This is a genomic window from Aliamphritea spongicola, assembly GCF_017051665.1.
Taxonomy (GTDB): Bacteria; Pseudomonadota; Gammaproteobacteria; order Pseudomonadales; family Balneatricaceae; genus Amphritea; species Amphritea spongicola.
Map to the genome: position 1 here is coordinate 43,357 of NZ_JAFIDL010000001.1, position 18,255 is coordinate 61,611.

Annotated in this window: 20 protein-coding genes; 16 read left to right on the forward strand and 4 right to left on the reverse strand. The window is 48.9% G+C overall.

All coding sequences use genetic code 11. The annotated features are described in order from the left end of the window. Positions 1–170 precede the first annotated feature (170 nt). The 10 genes from JYB63_RS00250 (at position 171) to nudC (ending at position 9,899) form a co-directional block, all read left to right on the forward strand. Positions 171–1,115, forward strand: coding sequence for a cytochrome-c peroxidase (locus tag JYB63_RS00250; RefSeq protein ID WP_205655738.1), 945 nt, complete (start codon positions 171–173; stop codon positions 1,113–1,115). Positions 1,116–1,117: 2 nt separating this feature from the next. Beyond that, the gene (locus tag JYB63_RS00255) at positions 1,118–1,435 is read left to right on the forward strand and encodes a plastocyanin/azurin family copper-binding protein (RefSeq protein WP_205655739.1); all 318 of its coding nucleotides are present in this window, start codon (positions 1,118–1,120) and stop codon (positions 1,433–1,435) included. 16 nt (positions 1,436–1,451) lie between these two features. Continuing rightward, positions 1,452–2,186 (forward strand): c-type cytochrome, encoded by a 735-nt coding sequence (locus JYB63_RS00260; protein ID WP_205655740.1) that lies wholly within the window; start codon positions 1,452–1,454, stop codon positions 2,184–2,186. Continuing rightward, positions 2,183–4,372: a PAS domain-containing sensor histidine kinase gene (locus JYB63_RS00265; protein ID WP_205655741.1), complete on the forward strand. Its 2,190-nt coding sequence runs from the start codon at positions 2,183–2,185 to the stop codon at positions 4,370–4,372. Before JYB63_RS00260 ends, JYB63_RS00265 begins: the two co-directional genes overlap by 4 nt. A 40-nt stretch (positions 4,373–4,412) precedes the next feature. Beyond that, a complete protein-coding gene (locus tag JYB63_RS00270) occupies positions 4,413–5,573 on the forward strand; it encodes a response regulator (RefSeq protein WP_205655742.1) in 1,161 nt (386 codons plus the stop codon). 45 nt (positions 5,574–5,618) lie between these two features. After that, positions 5,619–6,758 (forward strand): HD domain-containing phosphohydrolase, encoded by a 1,140-nt coding sequence (locus JYB63_RS00275; RefSeq protein ID WP_205655743.1) that lies wholly within the window; start codon positions 5,619–5,621, stop codon positions 6,756–6,758. A 138-nt stretch (positions 6,759–6,896) separates the two neighbouring features. Next, positions 6,897–7,667 carry a class I SAM-dependent methyltransferase gene (locus JYB63_RS00280; protein WP_205655744.1) on the forward strand — a complete coding sequence of 257 codons (771 nt, stop codon included), beginning with the start codon at positions 6,897–6,899 and terminating at the stop codon, positions 7,665–7,667. Positions 7,668–7,688: 21 nt separating this feature from the next. Continuing rightward, on the forward strand, positions 7,689–8,135 hold the full coding sequence (rnhA, locus tag JYB63_RS00285) for a ribonuclease HI (protein ID WP_205655745.1): 447 nt from the start codon (positions 7,689–7,691) through the stop codon (positions 8,133–8,135). Between the two features lie 32 nt (positions 8,136–8,167). Beyond that, positions 8,168–8,884: a DNA polymerase III subunit epsilon gene (gene dnaQ / locus JYB63_RS00290; RefSeq protein ID WP_205655746.1), complete on the forward strand. Its 717-nt coding sequence runs from the start codon at positions 8,168–8,170 to the stop codon at positions 8,882–8,884. 235 nt (positions 8,885–9,119) lie between these two features. Then, on the forward strand, positions 9,120–9,899 hold the full coding sequence (gene nudC, locus JYB63_RS00300) for an NAD(+) diphosphatase (RefSeq protein WP_205655747.1): 780 nt from the start codon (positions 9,120–9,122) through the stop codon (positions 9,897–9,899). A 48-nt stretch (positions 9,900–9,947) separates the two neighbouring features. On the opposite strand, the gene JYB63_RS00305 is transcribed toward nudC, so the two are convergent. Beyond that, the gene (locus tag JYB63_RS00305; protein ID WP_205655748.1) at positions 9,948–10,271 is read right to left on the reverse strand and encodes an SCP2 sterol-binding domain-containing protein; all 324 of its coding nucleotides are present in this window, start codon (positions 10,269–10,271) and stop codon (positions 9,948–9,950) included. Positions 10,272–10,368: 97 nt separating this feature from the next. Here JYB63_RS00305 and sohB point away from each other — a divergent pair, with 97 nt between their 5' ends. From sohB to JYB63_RS00335, 6 genes are all read left to right on the forward strand, one after another. Then, a complete protein-coding gene (gene sohB / locus JYB63_RS00310; RefSeq protein ID WP_205655749.1) occupies positions 10,369–11,436 on the forward strand; it encodes a protease SohB in 1,068 nt (355 codons plus the stop codon). A 117-nt stretch (positions 11,437–11,553) separates the two neighbouring features. Next, the gene (locus tag JYB63_RS00315; protein ID WP_205655750.1) at positions 11,554–12,213 is read left to right on the forward strand and encodes a TetR/AcrR family transcriptional regulator; all 660 of its coding nucleotides are present in this window, start codon (positions 11,554–11,556) and stop codon (positions 12,211–12,213) included. A gap of 1 nt (position 12,214) precedes the next feature. Continuing rightward, entirely contained in the window at positions 12,215–12,694 is a 480-nt protein-coding gene (locus JYB63_RS00320; protein WP_205655751.1) for a L,D-transpeptidase, read from the forward strand. Between the two features lie 108 nt (positions 12,695–12,802). Then, a complete protein-coding gene (nagZ, locus tag JYB63_RS00325) occupies positions 12,803–13,819 on the forward strand; it encodes a beta-N-acetylhexosaminidase (RefSeq protein WP_243431763.1) in 1,017 nt (338 codons plus the stop codon). A 35-nt stretch (positions 13,820–13,854) separates the two neighbouring features. Further along, positions 13,855–14,964, forward strand: a complete 1,110-nt coding sequence (locus tag JYB63_RS00330; protein WP_205655752.1) for a mechanosensitive ion channel family protein — start codon at positions 13,855–13,857, stop codon at positions 14,962–14,964. 233 nt (positions 14,965–15,197) lie between these two features. Next, a complete protein-coding gene (locus JYB63_RS00335; protein ID WP_205655753.1) occupies positions 15,198–15,725 on the forward strand; it encodes a hypothetical protein in 528 nt (175 codons plus the stop codon). Positions 15,726–15,800: 75 nt separating this feature from the next. Here JYB63_RS00335 and yddG read toward each other — a convergent pair whose 3' ends face one another. The 3 genes from yddG to JYB63_RS00350 form a co-directional block, all read right to left on the reverse strand. After that, positions 15,801–16,682, reverse strand: a complete 882-nt coding sequence (yddG, locus tag JYB63_RS00340; RefSeq protein ID WP_205655754.1) for an aromatic amino acid exporter YddG — start codon at positions 16,680–16,682, stop codon at positions 15,801–15,803. Positions 16,683–16,779: 97 nt separating this feature from the next. Further along, complete coding sequence (locus JYB63_RS00345; RefSeq protein WP_205655755.1) at positions 16,780–17,556, reverse strand: helix-turn-helix domain-containing protein; 777 nt, start codon at positions 17,554–17,556, stop codon at positions 16,780–16,782. A 45-nt stretch (positions 17,557–17,601) separates the two neighbouring features. Beyond that, positions 17,602–18,159: a gamma-glutamylcyclotransferase family protein gene (locus tag JYB63_RS00350; RefSeq protein ID WP_205655756.1), complete on the reverse strand. Its 558-nt coding sequence runs from the start codon at positions 18,157–18,159 to the stop codon at positions 17,602–17,604. Positions 18,160–18,255: the final 96 nt, after the last annotated feature.

An 18,255-nucleotide genomic window follows, 5' to 3' on the forward strand; every position in this document is an offset into this window, starting at 1 on the left:
TGATTTAAAATATTTTTAAGCATGTTTGGCGGTTCTTCTTAAAAACATTGAAGCCCGTATTCTCTGAGCTAGTCTGTAAATAGCACATAGTGTGAGGGAATATTGAAATGTGTAGGAATAATACGTCAGCTATTATTTTTTTTACGGCTAGTTTGTCTGTTAGCAGCCAAATGCTGCAGGCATCTGAAGCACCGTACTTTACAGACAGATCTGTTTGGCGCTCTGCAGTTACTCCCCCTGAACTGACTCCCCGTGAAGCAGCAATTGCTGAACTGGGAAAACAGCTGTTTTTTGATCCCCGTCTCAGTGCCGATAATTCAATGTCCTGTGCTAGCTGTCATCAGCCGGATAAAGGTTGGTCTGATGGTGAAAAAACACCACTTGACCGCTTTGGTGAGAGAATTGGAAGGGCCACGCCCGGGTTGCTGAATTTGCAGGAACATACGGTTTTTATGTGGGATGGAAGGGCTGCCAACCTGGTGGATCAGGCTGCATTGCCTATTACTTCTCCCCGCGAAATGAATATGGATCTTGATGAGTTGGTACTCAGGTTGCGGACAATCCCTGTATATAAGTCCGGTTTTTCTGAACTGTATAGCGACGGTGTGACGGCCCGGAATATCCAACATGCCATTGCCGGCTTCGAGAAAACACTGGTCAGTGGTGTCAGTGATTTTTCTGAATGGGTTGCCGGGAATGAACAGGCAATGACAGCGCAGCAAAAGCAGGGGTTTCAACTGTTTACAGATCCGCAGAAGGGGAACTGTATTGCGTGCCATCATCCACCGGGCTTTACCGATAACGGTTTTCATAATCTCGGCTTAGAAAATGTGCAGCAGGAGAATGCTGATCTGGGGCGCTATAACGTCCGCCCGGTTGCGGTGCTGAAAGGAGCCTTCAGAACACCGGGCCTGAAAGATATTGAACTGACAGCACCGTATTTCCATGACGGCTCGGCAGAGACTCTGGAATCGGTAATGGATTATTACATTGAAGGTGGCAGGCACCGTTCAGGTGTGTCACCGAGCTTTAAACCTTTAGATATTACTCAACAGGAAAAACAAGCACTGGTGGCGTTTCTGAAAGCGCTGACATCCAGGGATGCGGGGAGCTAAGCATGAAAATCAGTTTGATGCTTGTGGTGGTAATGGGGCTGGCAGGAGTAAACAGCTTTGCTCAGGAGTATGAGATCGGTCAGAAGAATAAGGAGTTTACTGTAAAAGAACTGACAGTAAGGGTTGGCGATAAGATGACCTTTACTAACCAGGATCCTTTTTTTCACAACATCTACAGCTTGTCGGAAAGTCAGTCTTTTGATTTGGGGTCTTACCCGAAAGGGAATCAGCGTTCGGTGGTTGCAGAGAAGCCCGGCACTCTGACAGTGGAATGTGCGATTCATCCTAATATGCAGATGACCATTCACGTTGAAGAGTGAAGGGCAGGAGACAGGGATGCTGAAAAATATACTGGATCGTCTGAATCAATATCTGTTGGCCGGGGTATGTCTGTGGCTGGCTTTTATAAGCAGTTCATTAAATGCTGCAGATGACCCTCGCCTGATGGGTGGGGCGGAGATCTTTGCTGAGCGTTGTGTGTTGTGTCATGGAAACCGGGGAATGGGGGACGGGGTTTTAACACTGTTAATGGATAATTATCCGTCGGCGAATTTACTTAATCAGCGCTATGGCAGCCAGCAACAGGATATTGTCGAGAATATCCGTTTTGGTGGTGTACAGGGAAAAATGAGCTTGTATTCTCCACCCTGGGAAAATGAACTGAGCAGGCAGGAAATCAGCGCTGTGGCATTGTTCGTTGGCCATCTTTATGAGCAGCCTGAATCAGCTGCGCAATTGCTGGATGGCGTTGCAGGTAAGTCAGCTAATGATGTTGCCCGGGGTAAATTCCTGTTTATGAGCCGTTGTGTGGTCTGTCATGGTGAAGGGGGGCATGGCGATGGCAAGCTGGCTGGTAAGGTTATTAAAGATCCCCTTCCTTATGACCTGACACTGAGTGTCAGACCGCAACCGTATATCGAGCAGATTATCCGTCAAGGTGGAGCGGCGATGTCCCGGTCAGGCAATATGCCACCCTGGGAAGAGGAGTTCACACGTCAGGATATTGCGGCGCTGGCTGCTTATCTGATGACGCTGCGTAAAACCGGCGGTGAGCAGGCAGGTGATGTATGACAATCAATAAAGCCAGAGTTGATAAGGCGGTTATTCTGGGGGTGTTACTCATTGGTGCGTTGTTGTCATATGGCTTGCAAAGCTTTATTTGGCAGTCCAACAGTAAAGAAGCGCGCTATGAGTTTGAATCTCAGACTTCAAATCTGACCCTGTTTATCATTGATGACTTTCAGAATCTGGTGGATGAGTTTGTTGTATTTTCAGGCGCTGCCAGAGAACTGGCGGTGAATGTTCCGCCTGGGCAGCTGGTCTATGTCCTGGAAAAATTGCTGCTGGAAAACTATAAACCGCTTTTCTTTACTCTGTATTCCCGTGTTGAAGCAGACGCGCCGTATGAAGCGGATGATAGCTGGCAACACCGGTATTATTTTGGCGATAAAATCGAGCCTCAATTACGACAAGCGGTTGAGCAATTCTCGGCTCAGCAAGACAGGCAGTTAAACAGTGTCTTTTTCAGCCTGCCATCCATCGGCCATGTGGTTTGCATGATGGATGGTGTGGGTGTTGGGGCGTCAGCTTCCGGTTATGTAACAGCGTGCTTTGATCTGGCGAGCTTTCTGGATCCTGTGTTACAGCGTTCCTCATATGACTGGCTGGATATTTATCTGTATTCCGGCGACATGGTGTCAGGCTACCGGCAGATTTATCAGTTTTCTGAATCTGGCCGTACCGCCACTAAAGATCCTTTAGCAGAGCAGCAGGGGCGTTCGATTTTTCTGCCCCGTGTCGTTGAGGCTGGCGGGCAACAGCTTTCAGTTTTATTTACCGCCAGGCCCCAGCCCCGTATGGGCATCTGGATGGACTATTTGCCGTTGCTATTCGGGGTGTTTCTGACCTTGCTGATTGTGATGTATCTGATCAGTGTTTCGCGGCGTAATGCTGAAGTCAGCCGGAAGGTGGAAATGAAAACCCGTGAACTAACTAAAGCCAAAGTTAAACTCGAAATAGAAGTCGAAAAAAAGGGTTATCTCTATCAGAAAATCAAGGCGTCCGTAGATAATCTCGAGGCGGTAACCAATTCCGTGAACGGGGTGATCTGGGAAGCTAATCCGGACACCATGGAATATACCTATATCAGCAACCAGGTGACCCGGATTCTTGGTTATGAGCCGGAAGAGTATTTAAGTGGTCGCTTCAAGCTTGGGGGGCAACAGGTACCGGAAGGGCAGAGGTCGGTCAGAGAAATGATGCAGGAGAAAATGCCCGGCGAAGCGAACTTTACGCTTGAGTATCAGGGGTACCGTAAAGATAAGCAGCTGATATGGATCCGGAATATTATTACCAAGGTGTTTGATAATGACCGGCTGATCCGTATTCGCGGTGTATTCCTTGATATTACCGAAGAGAAGAACCATGAGACGGAGCGGCTGGAAATGGAAAGTCAGCTTAAACATGCTCAGAAAATGGAAGCAATTGGTCAGTTAGCAGCGGGGATCGCCCATGAAATTAATACCCCTTCACAGTTTGTGGGAGATAATCTGAATTTCATTCAGGATGCAATGAATGACAGTTTTTCCTACATATCTACTTTGGAAGCCTTGCTGAAAGAATCCGGTAATGAGTCTGCTGTTTCTGCTATGCAAAGTGCCCATGAAGAGCAAGATATCGATTTCCTGAATGATGAGCTGCCCCAGGCCATTGAGCAGTCAATTGATGGTATTGCCCGCATTTCCAAAATTGTGTCAGCCATGAAAGAGTTTTCTCATCCGGGGCTGGAAAATAAGCAAAAGATTGACCTTAACCACGCGATTGAAAGTACGGTAGTGGTTGCCAGAAATGAGTGGAAGTATCTTGCCGATGTTCATCTGGAAATGGCTGAAGATCTGCCGATGGTGAATTGCTTCCCAGGTGAAATAAATCAGACCATCCTTAATATGATTGTTAACTCAGCCCATGCAATTGAGGCGAAAACTGCGGGTGAGGATAAAGGCAATATAACGATTACAACCACAGCAGAAGAAGGGCAGGTCGTGATAGAAATTGCCGATGATGGCATCGGTATGGATGAAAGTGTACGTAACCGTGTATTTGAGCATTTTTTTACCACCAAGGAAGTGGGGAAAGGAACCGGACAGGGATTATCAATTGCTTATTCAGTCATTGTGGAAAAACACAGTGGTTCGCTGGTGGTAGACAGCCATCCGGGAGATGGCAGCCGTTTTACCATCACGCTGCCGCTTGACTGATGAAAGAGCATTATGTAGCAGGTTGCCAGGAGGCATAACCATGAAAAATATTCTTTTCGTCGATGATGAAGTGAATGTCCTTAACGGGCTGAGGCGGATGCTGCGTAATCGCAAAACGGAATGGAATATGGTGTTTGTGGATTCCGGAGCGAAAGCGCTGGCGTTGCTGGAGGAGAAACCCTTCGATGTAATCGTCAGTGATATGCGGATGCCAGGAATGAGCGGTGCCCGGCTGCTGACGAATATTCGGGGCAAGTACCCGCGAATGACACGCATCGCGCTGTCGGGGTATTCCGATACAGAAATGGTGCTCGAAAGCATTAAGGCTACTCATTTGTTCATTGCCAAGCCTGCTGATGCCCAGACCCTTTCGTCACTGATTGAACGCAGCCTTTCTATTCAGTCAATTATCAGTAATCCGCAGTTGTGTGATTTTGTTTCTGGTATCAGTTCATTGCCTTCAGTGCCGGCAATTTATGAAAAACTGGTGAGGATTCTGGCTTCTAAAGACGCTTCAATTGACCGTGTGGCGGAGCTGATATCCACGGATATAAGTATGTCCGTCAAACTGTTGCAGATAGTGAATTCTGCTTATTTTGGTCTGGCACGTGAAATTGTATCCCCTGCGGAGGCTACTGCTCACCTTGGGCTGGATGTGATCAAGAGCCTGGTGTTGTCTATCAAGGTGTTTGAAGAGTTTGAAGATGAAATTGATGCCAGGAGCCTGAATGATATCTGGGTTCGCAGTCAGCTGGTGGGGAATATCGCGAAAAAGATTGCCCGAAAGGAAGGTTTTTCCCAGAAAGATGCCGACCAGTTGCTGGTGGCGGGGATGCTTCAGGATCTTGGTGAACTCGTTATGCTGCAGTACTTTCCTGAAAGTGTTACTGAGGGCATGCAATGGAATGATATCAATGATGGCGATGCACTTTTACTTGAAAGGCAGGCCATTGGTGTGTCACATGATCAGATCAGTGTGTATCTGCTGCGATTATGGGGAATCCCGCAAACAGTGGTCGAATGCGTAGCCTATCACCACAATTCAGAGCACTTTACCGGTCATGAGCTGACCCTGCCGCATATCCTGTTTTGTGCCAATGTGCTGGCAGAAGACATTATCAATGGCACGAATTTATCTGAAAAGCTTACTGAACAGGGGCTGGTTGCTGAAGAGCGCCTGGCCAGTTGGTTGTTGTTGTAAAAATTTGTTGCTGAGCAGTCCTGCAGCTATTGTCATGGAGTATTTATGAAATATGCCGTGTTATTTGTTGATGATGAAGCCAATGTTCTTAATGCTTACAAGCGTAACCTGCGTAAATATTTTGATGTGCATACGGCCCTGAGCGGCAAAGATGCTCTGGAGTTGCTTGAGAAACATAAAGACATTGCGGTGATTGTCACCGATATGCAAATGCCCTCCATGAACGGTGTGGAGTTTCTGGAACAGGCCAGAAGTGTGGCTAAAAACAGTGTCCGTCTGATGCTGACCGGTAATGCGGATCAGAAAACAGCCATTGATGCGATTAATCAGGGGGATATCTTCCGTTTTATCAATAAACCCTGTTCACCGGCAGAGATGCTGCAGATTCTTAAGTTAGCGATAAAGCAGTATCAACTGATTGTTGCGGAGCAGGAGTTGTTGCGCACAACCCTGAAAAAAAGCATAGAAGCGTTGATTGAAACCCTGTCTCTTGCCTGTCCGGAATCTTTTGGTTCTGTCAGTCGGGTCAAGCGTCATGTTATTGATTGTGTCAAAGCCATGGGGGCACAGAATGTCTGGATGTATGAATCAATGGCTATGCTTGCACAGCTGGGTTACATCAGTCTGTCTAAAGATATTATTGATAAGCTGATGATGGGACAGCCGCTGGATGATAATCAGCAGGAGGCGTTCTATAAACACAGTGAGGTGGGCTATAAGCTGGTCAGCAAGATTCCCCGTCTGGAGGATGTTGCTCTGGCGATCCGGTATCAGAATAAAGGTTTTGATGGCAGCGGTTTTCCGGAGGATGGGCCTGAGGGAAGTGAATTGCCGGTCGGGTCACGGATACTGAAAATTGCGCTGGATTACGAGCGCTTTGAAAAGCTCGGCGGTTCAGCAGAATCTGCGCTGGCATACATTCATGAACACCAGGCGCGCTATGATCCGCGAATCTTTAAAGTTTTTGTACAGTCGCTGAGTGATGCGCGACAGCTGACACTGGAGCATGTCGGGCTGATGGCACTGAAGCCGGGTATGGTATTTGCTGAAGATGTTATGACCGATCAGGAGTTGTTACTGGTCAGTAAAGGGCAGGAGGTAACCGAATGCGTTATCGACCGCTTTTACAACTTCAGCAGGCATCATAAATTACCGGAACAGTTCGGTGTGTATGTGAGTCATTGAGAAATGCAGGCCTGTGTATTCTCTGCAGGGATATATACGGGCCTGAATACTAATCTTTAGCCTTTCTGGCTGCATCCCTCGGGCAGTCTTTGTATACTGCACAGAGTTTACTCTGATAAGCGGAATCTTCTTGTTATCATGCTGCTGAAACAACAACCTCCTCTGGAAGAATGCCTGCCGGCGTTGCGGGAGTGGTTTGATTCCGATCTGGGCCAGCAGTTACTGGATGCAGAGCAGGCACTGCTGGACAGATTGTTACCCACTTTATTCGGCTATTACCTGGTTCAGATCAGCGTTGATAACCGGCTTGATCTGGGCAGAGAGAGCCCGATTAAGCACCGCATACGCATTAATCCGGTCATTGAGCTGGGGATGAATGAGCAGGCACTGGTCGCCAAAAATGAAGAATTGCCTCTGGAGCATAACAGTTGTGACGTGGTGGTGCTGCATCACGCGCTGGACTTTGCTCAGAGCCCTCATCAGGTATTGCGTGAAGCGGCAAGAATACTCAGGCCTGGCGGACACTTGATTTTACTGGGTTTTAATCCGGTCAGTACCTGGGGGCTATACCGGGCGCTTAAATGGCAAAAAAGTGAGTTGCCATGGAGTGGACATTTTATCAGTCAGCACAGGCTGCGTGACTGGCTTGCATTATTGGAGCTGACTGAAGTACGTGCCTTATCAGGGTATTTTGCGCTGCCGTTTCAGCGTCCCGGATGGCGAGAAAACAGTTTTATCTGTGAGCGTATTTTGCGCCGTTACGGAAAACGCAACGGTGCATTTTCTCTGCAGGTGGCGCGTAAAGACGTTGCAGGTATGACCGCGATTAAACCGCGCTGGTTGCGTCGCAGGTTAATTAATCTGCCACTTGCTGAACCAACTGCAAGGGCAAATAAAGTAGGCCGCTAATACATTTCTTAAGGGGTAAGTGTGGCGAAAACTGTACAGATTTATACCGACGGTGCCTGTAAGGGAAATCCGGGTATCGGTGGCTGGGGAGCCGTACTTCGCTACGGTGAAAATGAAAAACAGCTGTGTGGCGGTGAGCGTGATACCACCAATAACCGGATGGAACTGATGGCTGCGATTGCGGCACTGGAAGCGCTTAAGCAGCCCTGCGATGTAATTCTTACCACGGACTCACAATATGTGCGTAAAGGCATTACGGAATGGCTGAAAGGCTGGAAGCGTAATGGCTGGAAAACTGCCGCAAAGCAGCCGGTTAAGAATGCGGATTTGTGGCAACGTCTGGATGCCCTTAATGCCCGTTACAAGATAGACTGGCGCTGGGTGAAAGGCCACAGCGGACATCCCGGCAATGAGCTGGCTGATCAGTTAGCCAATAAAGGCGTTGAACAGGCCCGGGCATCGGCCTGAGCGAATAATCATACAGAAAGTGAGAGAGCCCAATGCGGCAGATAGTACTGGATACTGAAACCACAGGTATTGATCCACAGGCCGGTCACCGGATTATTGAAATAGGTTGTGTTGAGCTGGTGGACCGCAAGTTAACCGGCAGAACATACCATCAGTATATTAACCCGGACCGTATCGTTGAAGATGAAGCGATCAGTGTACACGGTATTACCAATGAGTTTCTGGCGGATAAGCCGCGGTTTGCTGAAGTTCAGCAGGAGTTTCTGGACTTTATCCGGGGTGGGGAACTGGTAATCCATAACGCTGCGTTCGACGTTGGCTTTATGGATCATGAGCTGAAACTCAATAATCATCCGGAACGGATTAATGATTTCTGTGGGGTCGTGGATACCCTGGCGCTGGCGCGTAAGAAACATCCCGGTCAGAAGAATAACCTGGATGCCCTGTGCCGTCGCTACGGCATTGATAACTCACACCGTGAATTGCACGGGGCATTACTTGACTCCGAAATTCTGGCTGATGTGTATCTGCTACTTACCGGTGGCCAGAAAGCCCTGATGCTGGGCGGTGATAACGACACGGATGAAGGCGGGAGTCAGATTCAGCGCCTTGATCCCGGGCAGTTCCAGCTGACTGTGCTGAGCGCCAGTGATGATGAGCTGGCTGAGCATCAGGCATTTCTGGATAAGCTGGAGTCAAAAGGTGGCTGTATCTGGAAGAATATCGAACAGGGTGAAAGTCCGTCCTGATACGAAGATATGATGAAATCAAAAAGCAGGAATTTAGCCTGCTTTTTTTGTGCCCCGTCATCCTTAGATGAAAGCAGTTACACTCAGGGAACCTACGATGCTCATCACGATGGTATACGGCAGGGCTAACCATACCATTTTGCCTTAAGACCGACGGATTAACGGAATTAGACATTATCTGCCGTTTCCGCTTTTATATTGCCTGACTTTTGTTTTTCTTCAGGGATTCTCCAAGATGCAGACTACCAATTATGTGTATGTCCTGAACAACATGGTACTGACTGACTCCGAAGGCCGCTGGTTATTTACTGAAAACCTTGTGTCGCAGGAGGATGTTCGGGCTGTTTATGAGCTTTCTTTGCAGCCGGAATATCCGGTTCAGATGCTGGTGTTGGATTCCTTGATCAACGGCTTGCAGAATGATGTGCTGACACTAAGGCAAATGCTCGCTGGTGCGGACGACCGGGTCTTTCAGTTGTTGGCAAGGGCATCGCAGCTGGCAACCTGGCAGCATGATCACTGTTTTTGCCCCCGTTGTGGCACCGGTTTGATCCAGCATGAAAAAGATCTTGCTAAAGAGTGTGGCAACTGTGGGCTTTTGCAATACCCGCGGCTATCGCCCTGTGTGATTATGCTGGTGAGTGACGGTGATTACTGTTTGCTGGGACACGGTCATAACTTTGTACCCGGCGTTTACAGTACCCTGGCCGGATTCATTGAAGTGGGTGAGACTGCAGAAGCGGCGGTTGCCCGGGAGGTTTTTGAAGAGACCGGAATCCGCGTTAAAAATGTACGTTATTTTTCCAGTCAGCCTTGGCCGTTTCCCCATTCTCTTATGCTGGGGTTTACCGCAGAATATGCCAGTGGGGATATCTGCATTCAGCCGGAAGAGCTGGCTGATGCTCAGTGGTTTCATGTTGACGAGTTACCGGATCTGCCAACGTCTTTTTCTATATCCCGTTTTCTGATTAATGATTTCATCCGTTCCAGAGGCCGGGTTCCGCCGGCAGAGTAAGGCTGCCGGGCAGTTTCAGGTCTATACTGAAGGTGTGTTTGTATTAAATCAGCGTTTAAAAAGCTTGCTGAGTTTGGTTGCCAGCATGATGTTGCCTTCGGCACGTAAACTGCCTTTCAGATACGCACTCATGCCATCGGTCTCACCGTTGACGATACGGATAAATGTTTCGCTATTGGTGATGAGGGTGATATCCGGGTCATCATGTTCGCCCCGTAATGCCTGACACTGCTGGTTGGCGATATCCAGATAGAAGTCTTCAGCATCGTCAAGAATGAACTGGTAGCAGGCACTGAATCCTGCGGCATTTTCAGGGCAAAAACGGCTGGCAAATTTGTCAATCACCTGGCTGACGCTGATCGTATCGGACATCGGTAAGCTTCACTGTAATTAAAATCGAATAGCAGAGGGGGCTATGGTACATTAGCGGCGCTTATTTTTCTTTGTTTCCATGCTGCGGGAGATGACTGTGGTCGATTTTTTTGCCAATTACGGTTTGTTTTTAGCTAAGTCAGTGACAGTTGTTGCTGCGATTATTGTAGTGATTGCCGGAATCGCGGCGTTAAGTAGCCGTAATAAGAGCAGTGCAGAAGGGGTGCTGAATATAGACAGCCTGAATGACACCCTTGAAGATATGGAAGATGCTCTGAGAGAAGCGGTGCTGGACAGCGACTTATATAAGGCACAGCAGAAAGCAGAGAAAAAGAAACTCAAGCAGGAAGCCAAGGCCCGTAAAAAAGCCCTTAAAAAGGGTGAAACAGCCGAGGAAGAAGCCCGCCGCAGAGTGTTTGTGATTGATTTTGACGGTGACATTAAAGCCTCTGAGCTGGAACCGATGCGGGAAGAAATTACAGCTATCCTGACGATGGCAACTGAAAAGGATGAAGTGGTTGTGCGACTGGAAAGCCCCGGTGGCATGGTACATACCTACGGACTGGCTGCTTCACAGCTTGAACGTATTAAACGTCAGGGTGTCCCTCTGACAGTATGTGTGGATAAGGTTGCTGCCAGCGGTGGTTATATGATGGCTTGTCTGGCAGATAAAATTATTGCTGCGCCGTTTGCCATTCTTGGCTCGATTGGCGTGGTCGCACAGTTGCCGAACTTCCACCGGTTGCTGAAAAAGTACGACGTGGATTATGAAGTTCTGACCGCCGGTGAATACAAACGCACCATGACGGTACTTGGCGAAAATACTGAAAAGGGCCGTGAGAAGTTTATTGAGGATTTGGAAGATACTCATTTGCTGTTTAAAGAGTTTGTCGGTGAGTTCCGGCCTCAGGTTGATCTTGAAAAAGTAGCAACCGGTGAAGTCTGGTTCGGACGGCGTTCGCTGGATGTGAACCTGATTGATGAGCTGCAGACCAGTGATGAATATCTGATTGCTGCCTGTCAGGATGCCGATGTGTTTACGGTTCGGTATGAATATAAGAAGAATCTGCAGGAGCGTTTGTCGGATATGTCGATTAAAACAGCAGATTCTTTACTGGTTCGCTGGCTGGGAAGGCTGACCAATGTTAGGCTTTTAGCTAAGTAACCATTTTGGTTAAGAAAAACAGGGAATAGTGGTAACAGCGTTATACTTTTATCCTGTTTGTTTGAAACAATGCAAAGGAACTGTAACAGGAAACGATTTTAGTCATAGGGGTTGTTGATGCGTCAATCTGCAACAGCACGAAAAATTTTAGTAGCAGCAGAAGCGTTATTCGCGGAGCAAGGCTTTACCGAAACAACCATGCGCCAGATTACCAGTGCAGCAAATGTAAATCTGGCAGCTGTTAATTACCACTTCGGATCAAAGAAAGGTCTGATAACCGCCGTCGCAGATAAGTATCTTACCCCGCTGGCTGCCAGCCTCAGTGAGAGCATTGAGCAGCAGCTGGCTGATAATCCTGATAACACCATTATGCTGGATGACTTGCTGGAAATGCTGATGCGGATATTGCTGAAGCTTGGTAAGTCTCAGCAGTATGCTTTGCCGGTCTTTATGCGTTTGCTTGAACTGCTGTACATGAAGAACCAGGAAGAGCTCCGTGATGATGTAGTTGAGCGTTACGGGCAGCACTTTGTGGGCTTCATTAACCTGTTAAAGCGTGATGCTGCGGTGATGGATGACAGTGAGTTCTTCTGGCGTCTGCACTTCCTGCTGGGTTCTGTCGTCTTTACCCTTTCTAATTTCCAGACACTGGTTGCCATTGAGATGCGTGAATATGAGCGCACCGCTGAGATTGAGAAAACCCTGCACCGGATGATTCCTGTGCTGGTTGCCGGTTTCAGTGCCCGGGCAGACAGTGCACCTTTCACCCGTATCTGATATGAAGCTCAGTGTATCCGTTGCTATGCAGACTCTGGGTCTGTATAGCGATACCGGCACGTTGTTGGCTGAATATCCTGTATCAACCGCACTGAATGGTGTCGGTGAATTAAAAAACACCGGTCAGACACCCAGAGGTGCGCATTATATCCGGGCAAAAATCGGTGACGGCCTGCCTGATAACGCGGTGTTTGTTGGTCGCCGTTTTACCCGGGAGCTTTATACGCCTGAACTGGCTGAAAGTTACCCCGGCCGTGACTGGATACTCGGCCGTATCCTCTGGTTATGTGGTCGGGAACCGGGAAAAAACCGGCTTGGCGATGTCGATACTATGCAGCGCTATATTTATATTCACGGTACACCTGATACTGAACCAATGGGAATTCCGTTGTCCCATGGCTGTATCCGGATGCGTTGTGCTGATGTGGTTGATCTCTTCTCAAAAGTGCCTTCCGGTACACCTGTAAATATCCTTGAATAACAGCTGTTAAGCCGTTCCGGCTTTGTTAGTATGCTGTTTTAAATCTGTATCTGTTCCGGCCTGGCAGCTGTCTGGTCCGTATTGTCTGTGTAAATAAGAGAGAGTTATATGTCTGGTTGTTTAATGCTTGATGTTGAAGGTCTGAGCCTGACCGATGAAGATCGTCAGTTGCTTAAAGATCCTCAGGTAGGCGGTTTGATTCTGTTTGCCCGTAACTTTGAATCATGTGAACAGCTGGATGCACTGGTGAAGGATATTCGTCGTTGTAATCCTGGGATTCTGATTGCAGTGGATCAGGAAGGTGGCCGGGTGCAGCGTTTCCGGGAAGGCTTCATCCGTATTCCGCCAATGGGGAAGCTGGGCAAGGTATATGTAACCGAGCCTGAACGCGCCTGTGGTATGGCTGAGCAACTGGGCTGGCTGATGGCCAGTGAATTGCTGGTCTACGGTGTGGATATCAGTTTTGCACCGGTGCTTGATCTGGACTTTGGACGCAGTGAAGTGATCGGTGACCGTGCTTTTGCGGCGTCAAAGGACGATGTGACTGCGTTGAGTACGGCGTTTATAAAGGGCATGCACACAGCAGGTATGGCGGCAACAGGTAAACACTTCCCCGGGCACGGCTGGGTAGTGGCGGATTCCCATCATGAGATTCCCCGGGATGAGCGGGGTATGGCTGAGATTGATGACCAGGATATGGCTGTTTTCCGGGCGCTGGCTGCACAGGGGCTTGATGCGGTAATGCCTGCCCATGTTATTTATTCTCAGATAGATGAACAGCCGGCCGGTTTTTCTGAGCACTGGCTACAGCAGGTTTTACGGGCGGATCTTAACTTTGACGGGGTTATTTTCAGTGATGACCTGACGATGGAAGGGGCCAGTGTTGCCGGTGATTATCGTCAGCGGGCGGAGCGGGCGCTGGAAGCTGGCTGTGATATGTTGTTGGTTTGTAACGACCGGGTAGCGGCGCTGCAGGTTTTGGATTATCTGAATGAAATCCAGCATCAGGGATCTGAGCGTATTGCTAAAATGCTGGCCCGTCAGAAACCTGAGCAGGAAGCTTTGCGTGCAGATCCCCGCTGGCAGACTGCCTCGCAGACGGCAAAGTTACTGATGGAAAGCTAAGTCTGAGATTACAGTGAGTCATGATGGAGAATAAGATGATTGCGTTTGAGCAGTGGTGGCAAAACCTGATTGCCGGCCATGTTGATAACAGCTGGATTGTGGTTGTTTTCAGTATCGTTTTTCTCACAATGCTGGCCAATTTTTTCTCAAACCGGATGTTTAACCGTCTGGCTGAACAGCTGGCTAAAACCCGTAATATCTGGGATGACATTTTGTTGCTGGCTGCCAGGAAACCGGTTGCCCTTATGATTTGGGTAATTGGCGGCAGCTGGGCGCTGAATGTGGTGGATCGCAGCACAGGCTCTGATTTTATGAGCGTTGCAGATCCTGCCCGCCGGGTACTGGTTATTGTCACGATTGCATGGTTTCTGATTCGCTTTATTCGCCGGGCAGAAATTGCGCTGGTCAGCCCTGAAAAAACCACTAAGCCTATGGACCAGACCACGGTTGGCGCCATGGGTAAGCTGTTAAGAGCGTCGATTTTTGTGACGTCTGCGCTGGTGGTCTTGCAGAGCTTCGGCTACAGCATTTCCGGGGTGCTGGCGTTTGGTGGTATCGGTGGTCTGGCCATCGGTTTTGCAGCCAAAGATCTGCTGGCGAACTTCTTTGGTGGGTTGATGATATATCTGGACAGGCCGTTCAAGGTAGGGGACTGGATCCGTTCACCTGATCAGGAAATCGAAGGTACTGTTGAGGATATTGGCTGGCGGCAGACCTGTATCCGTACCTTTGATAAGCGTCCGCTGTACGTACCGAATGCCACGTTTACCAATATTTCTGTAGAAAACCCTTCCCGGATGACTAACCGGCGTATCTATGAAAATATTGGTCTGCGCTATGAAGATGCGCCTAAGGTGGCGGCTGTGATTGCTGATATTAAAGCGATGTTGCAGCAGCATCCGGATATTGATGCTAATCAGACGCTGATTGTGAATCTGAACAGCTTTGGTGCTTCATCGCTGGATTTCTTTATTTATACCTTTACCCGCACGACTGACTGGGTTCAGTATCATGAGATTAAGCAGGATGTGCTGAGCAGGGTGATTGACATTGTTCAGTCCAATGAGGCGGATTTTGCCTTTCCCACTCAGACGGTACATATTCCGGACGCTGTACGCCTGGCGGAAGCTTCCGGGCCGGAGTAAGCAGGCAGGTTTTGGCGGCTCGGTTGTTGAGTGTATCGTTACTTCAGTGGAAGTAGTGCTGGTTGAATATTAATACGTGCTACTGTAGATTATTGCGATAATGCCGTGCCGGTATACATATGGATTAGCCGGTTTGATCGATACGCGATTGCAAGGATAGTGTTATCGATGGTGTGTTAAGTCGCTACCGTTTTTGGTAGCGGTTCTGAAATACAGTCATACAGGGATGTGATATGGCGAATTATACAGGCATGGATTTGCCTAAAAAAATGCATGTTAAACGCAGATATAATCAGGTAGAGATTGCTTATAACTGGTTCCGGTTAAGTAATATTCTGTTCAGTATACTGATTTTAGCTGTTCTCTATGGGGCCGGTTCTTTTCTTGGTTTTCCATTTCCTGTCTGGGTTGTCCTGGTTCTTCTCTGGGCTTATTTCTTTATCGTTGGCTGCGTCAACAAAACCAATATTCTGATAACGGATCAGCATATTAGTGTTGGCTATTCTCCGCTTCCCTGGGTTGGGGTTAAGCAGGTGGAGACACGTGATATCAAGCAGTTGTATGTGCTGAAGAAAAAGGCATTTTCTGCCAGTGGCTATTCAGTTTTATTCGTGGTGTACGCTGTACCTCATACCGGTGAAGATATCCCTTTAACAGAGGGTTTTGCCGAGAAAAAGCAGGCGCTGTATATCCGGCAGGAAGTTGAAAAGTACCTGGGGATCGACACCAAAGACTGGCTCACCCGTGAGATCTTCCAGTAATCGCTGAGCCTGCTGTCAGCCAGTGGCCAGATATAATGTGGTCAGCTGGCTGAGCTGAAGTTTGAGGTGCGGGCTTCAGGTGGTTTTTATTCGACCTTTTTTGGCGGTGCCGGCAATCAGTGATCCGGCAACAATGGTCAGGCTGGCAATGGCAAGCGTCCAACTGGCGTCTGCTAAGCCGGCAGCGACCAGTAGCAAGGTTGATATAAGCGGTGCGGCATACGCCAGTACGCCGAGTAACTGAAGGTTGCCCCGTTTGATACCATAATCCCATGTAAAAAATGCGATGCCTACCGGGCCAATGCCCAGGCCGATAATGCCTGCCCAGTGGCTGGCTTTTTCCGGCCAGACGGTGGTTTCCAGCGTGAGGTGGCAAAGCAGTGCAAGTATGGAAGTTGCTGCGCAAAACCAGGCAACCGTATCGGTTGATACCTGGCTGATCAGTCGACTTAGTACTGAGTAGCCTGACCAGATAAAGGCACAGCTTAATGCCAGTAAGTAGCCGTTGATATAACGGCTGTCGAAGCCGCTATCCGGTTTACTGATCAGCAGCCAGCAACCCAGCAGTGCCAGCAAGGCCCCACCGATATGTTTCAGTGTCAGGGATTCCCCAGGCAGCATACCTGCCAGTAAAACGATCAGTAATGGCCACAGATAGGCGAGAAGGCTGACTTCGACTGCCGGCGCCAGTTGCATCGCGCTGAAAAAGCAAAAGTGGTAGCCGAAATATCCACCGATTCCCAACAGCCATACCCGTTTAGGCTGTTTCAGGTGCCGCAGGCCTAGGTGCCCCTGGAATATAAACCGGCTCAGCATAAGCAGGAAGGCAATTCCAAAGCTCATTGCCATGAGCTGAAACGGCGGGATAAGTCCGTCAGTCAGTCGCGTGAAGAGGGCGAGGGTTCCCCAGAGCAGTATCGCACTGAAGCCAATCAGTGTGGCCTGGTGTTGTTTCATAGCATTACCTGATAAGGATGATTAAGTACTGCCAGTGTATGTGAATGTATTTGCTGCGGCTTTGTCGTAACGGAGGAATATTTTGCTGCGATGGAGTTTATTCGCCGTGCAGGCGGAAGTAACGGGGTGAATGACCGAAATGTTTACGGAAGCGGTCGCTGAATGCAGCCAGGTTCCGGTAGCCGACTTTGTCTGCAATGATCTGTATCGGTTCCTGTGTGTTACTGAGCAGCAACCAGGCAGTTTGCATGCGTTTTTCCAGCAAGTATTGTTGGGGTGTCATGCCCGTTTCAGCTTTAAATATCTGGCCCAGCTGTCGTGGGCTGAGGTTAGCTGTTGCTGCAAGTTGCTCGGCTGTTACGGCTTCGGCGTAATGGGTATCTATATAGTGTTTAACCGCAGTAATTCGGGCGTCAGGGTTAATCTTTGTGTTGGCGAACCGTTCGTTCAGCAGCTGGATCAGCAGCAATAACATTTGTTGCTGGCTGGATGGCGGCTGCTGCGTTTGCTGGCTGGTAATCTGGCTGTGCAGGAACTGCACGTAGTGGCTGAGGCTGTCATCCAGCTCAATAAAGGCGGGCAGTTGTTCGAGTTGTCTGGCAAGGGAGTAAGGGATATCTGCCACCAGAAAGTGATTGCTTCCTTCAGCTGCGAATTCATGAGCAGCGCCGGCGGCAATAATAGCCCCCTGGCAGGTATCTACCTGACCGCTGGTGTTGTCTATCCGGATATCCAGATTGCCGGATACGGGTAACACCAACTGGTGATAGTCATGGCTGTGGGATTTGGAATCAGCAGTATAGCTGCGTACATCCAGCTGTAAACCTGTCAGTACGCTGGTATCAAAGCTGGCAGGTTTTTCTGTGTTATCCATAGGGGCGTTATACCTTAACGCCCCTATTACAGGCAACTGGCCGTTTTAAAAGCTTTCTTCCAGGCGCTCTTCAGGTGTGTGGTTATCAGGCAGAGTGTTGGCTGATAACCGGGATTTTTGAGTCTGGTTTTCTTTTACCAGCTGTTGCCAGATGACATCAGCTTCATCAATGGTCATGGTGCCATACAGCGCCATATAGCGTTCACACATGCTCATGAAGGTTGGTTTTTCATCCCTTTGCCAGCATGTCAGGTTCCATTCGGGTGTGTTGGCTTCAATGGGTTCTGAACGGTTGTAAATGGCGGTAATCAGTGAGCCGTCGGTCAGTTCGGCCTGTAGCTCTCCAAAGCCGTATTCATCCCCCTCGTAAAAATTAATCCGGTCAAAATCGGTTTCTGTCAGTCCGTATACAACTTCCCCGGTGGCAAAGTTGCCGGGGCTGGACTTGAGCAGGGGAAAGCTTTCGTTGGGGTACGTGTGAGTTGCAAAGTCAGCCAGACGGGCAGGGCAGACCATATCGGGGTCGATCTCACGGCCAAGCACGCAGCTGAGGATGTCTTTGTCCAGCAAGCTGCCGTAAATGAAGAGTGGATGTGGCTGCATAGTGATACCTGTCTGTAAATGGTTCAGCCGGACAATTGTACTTGATGATATTTTGAGCAGGTAGTCGGATGTCGCAAATGGAACAGTGGGGGCCTT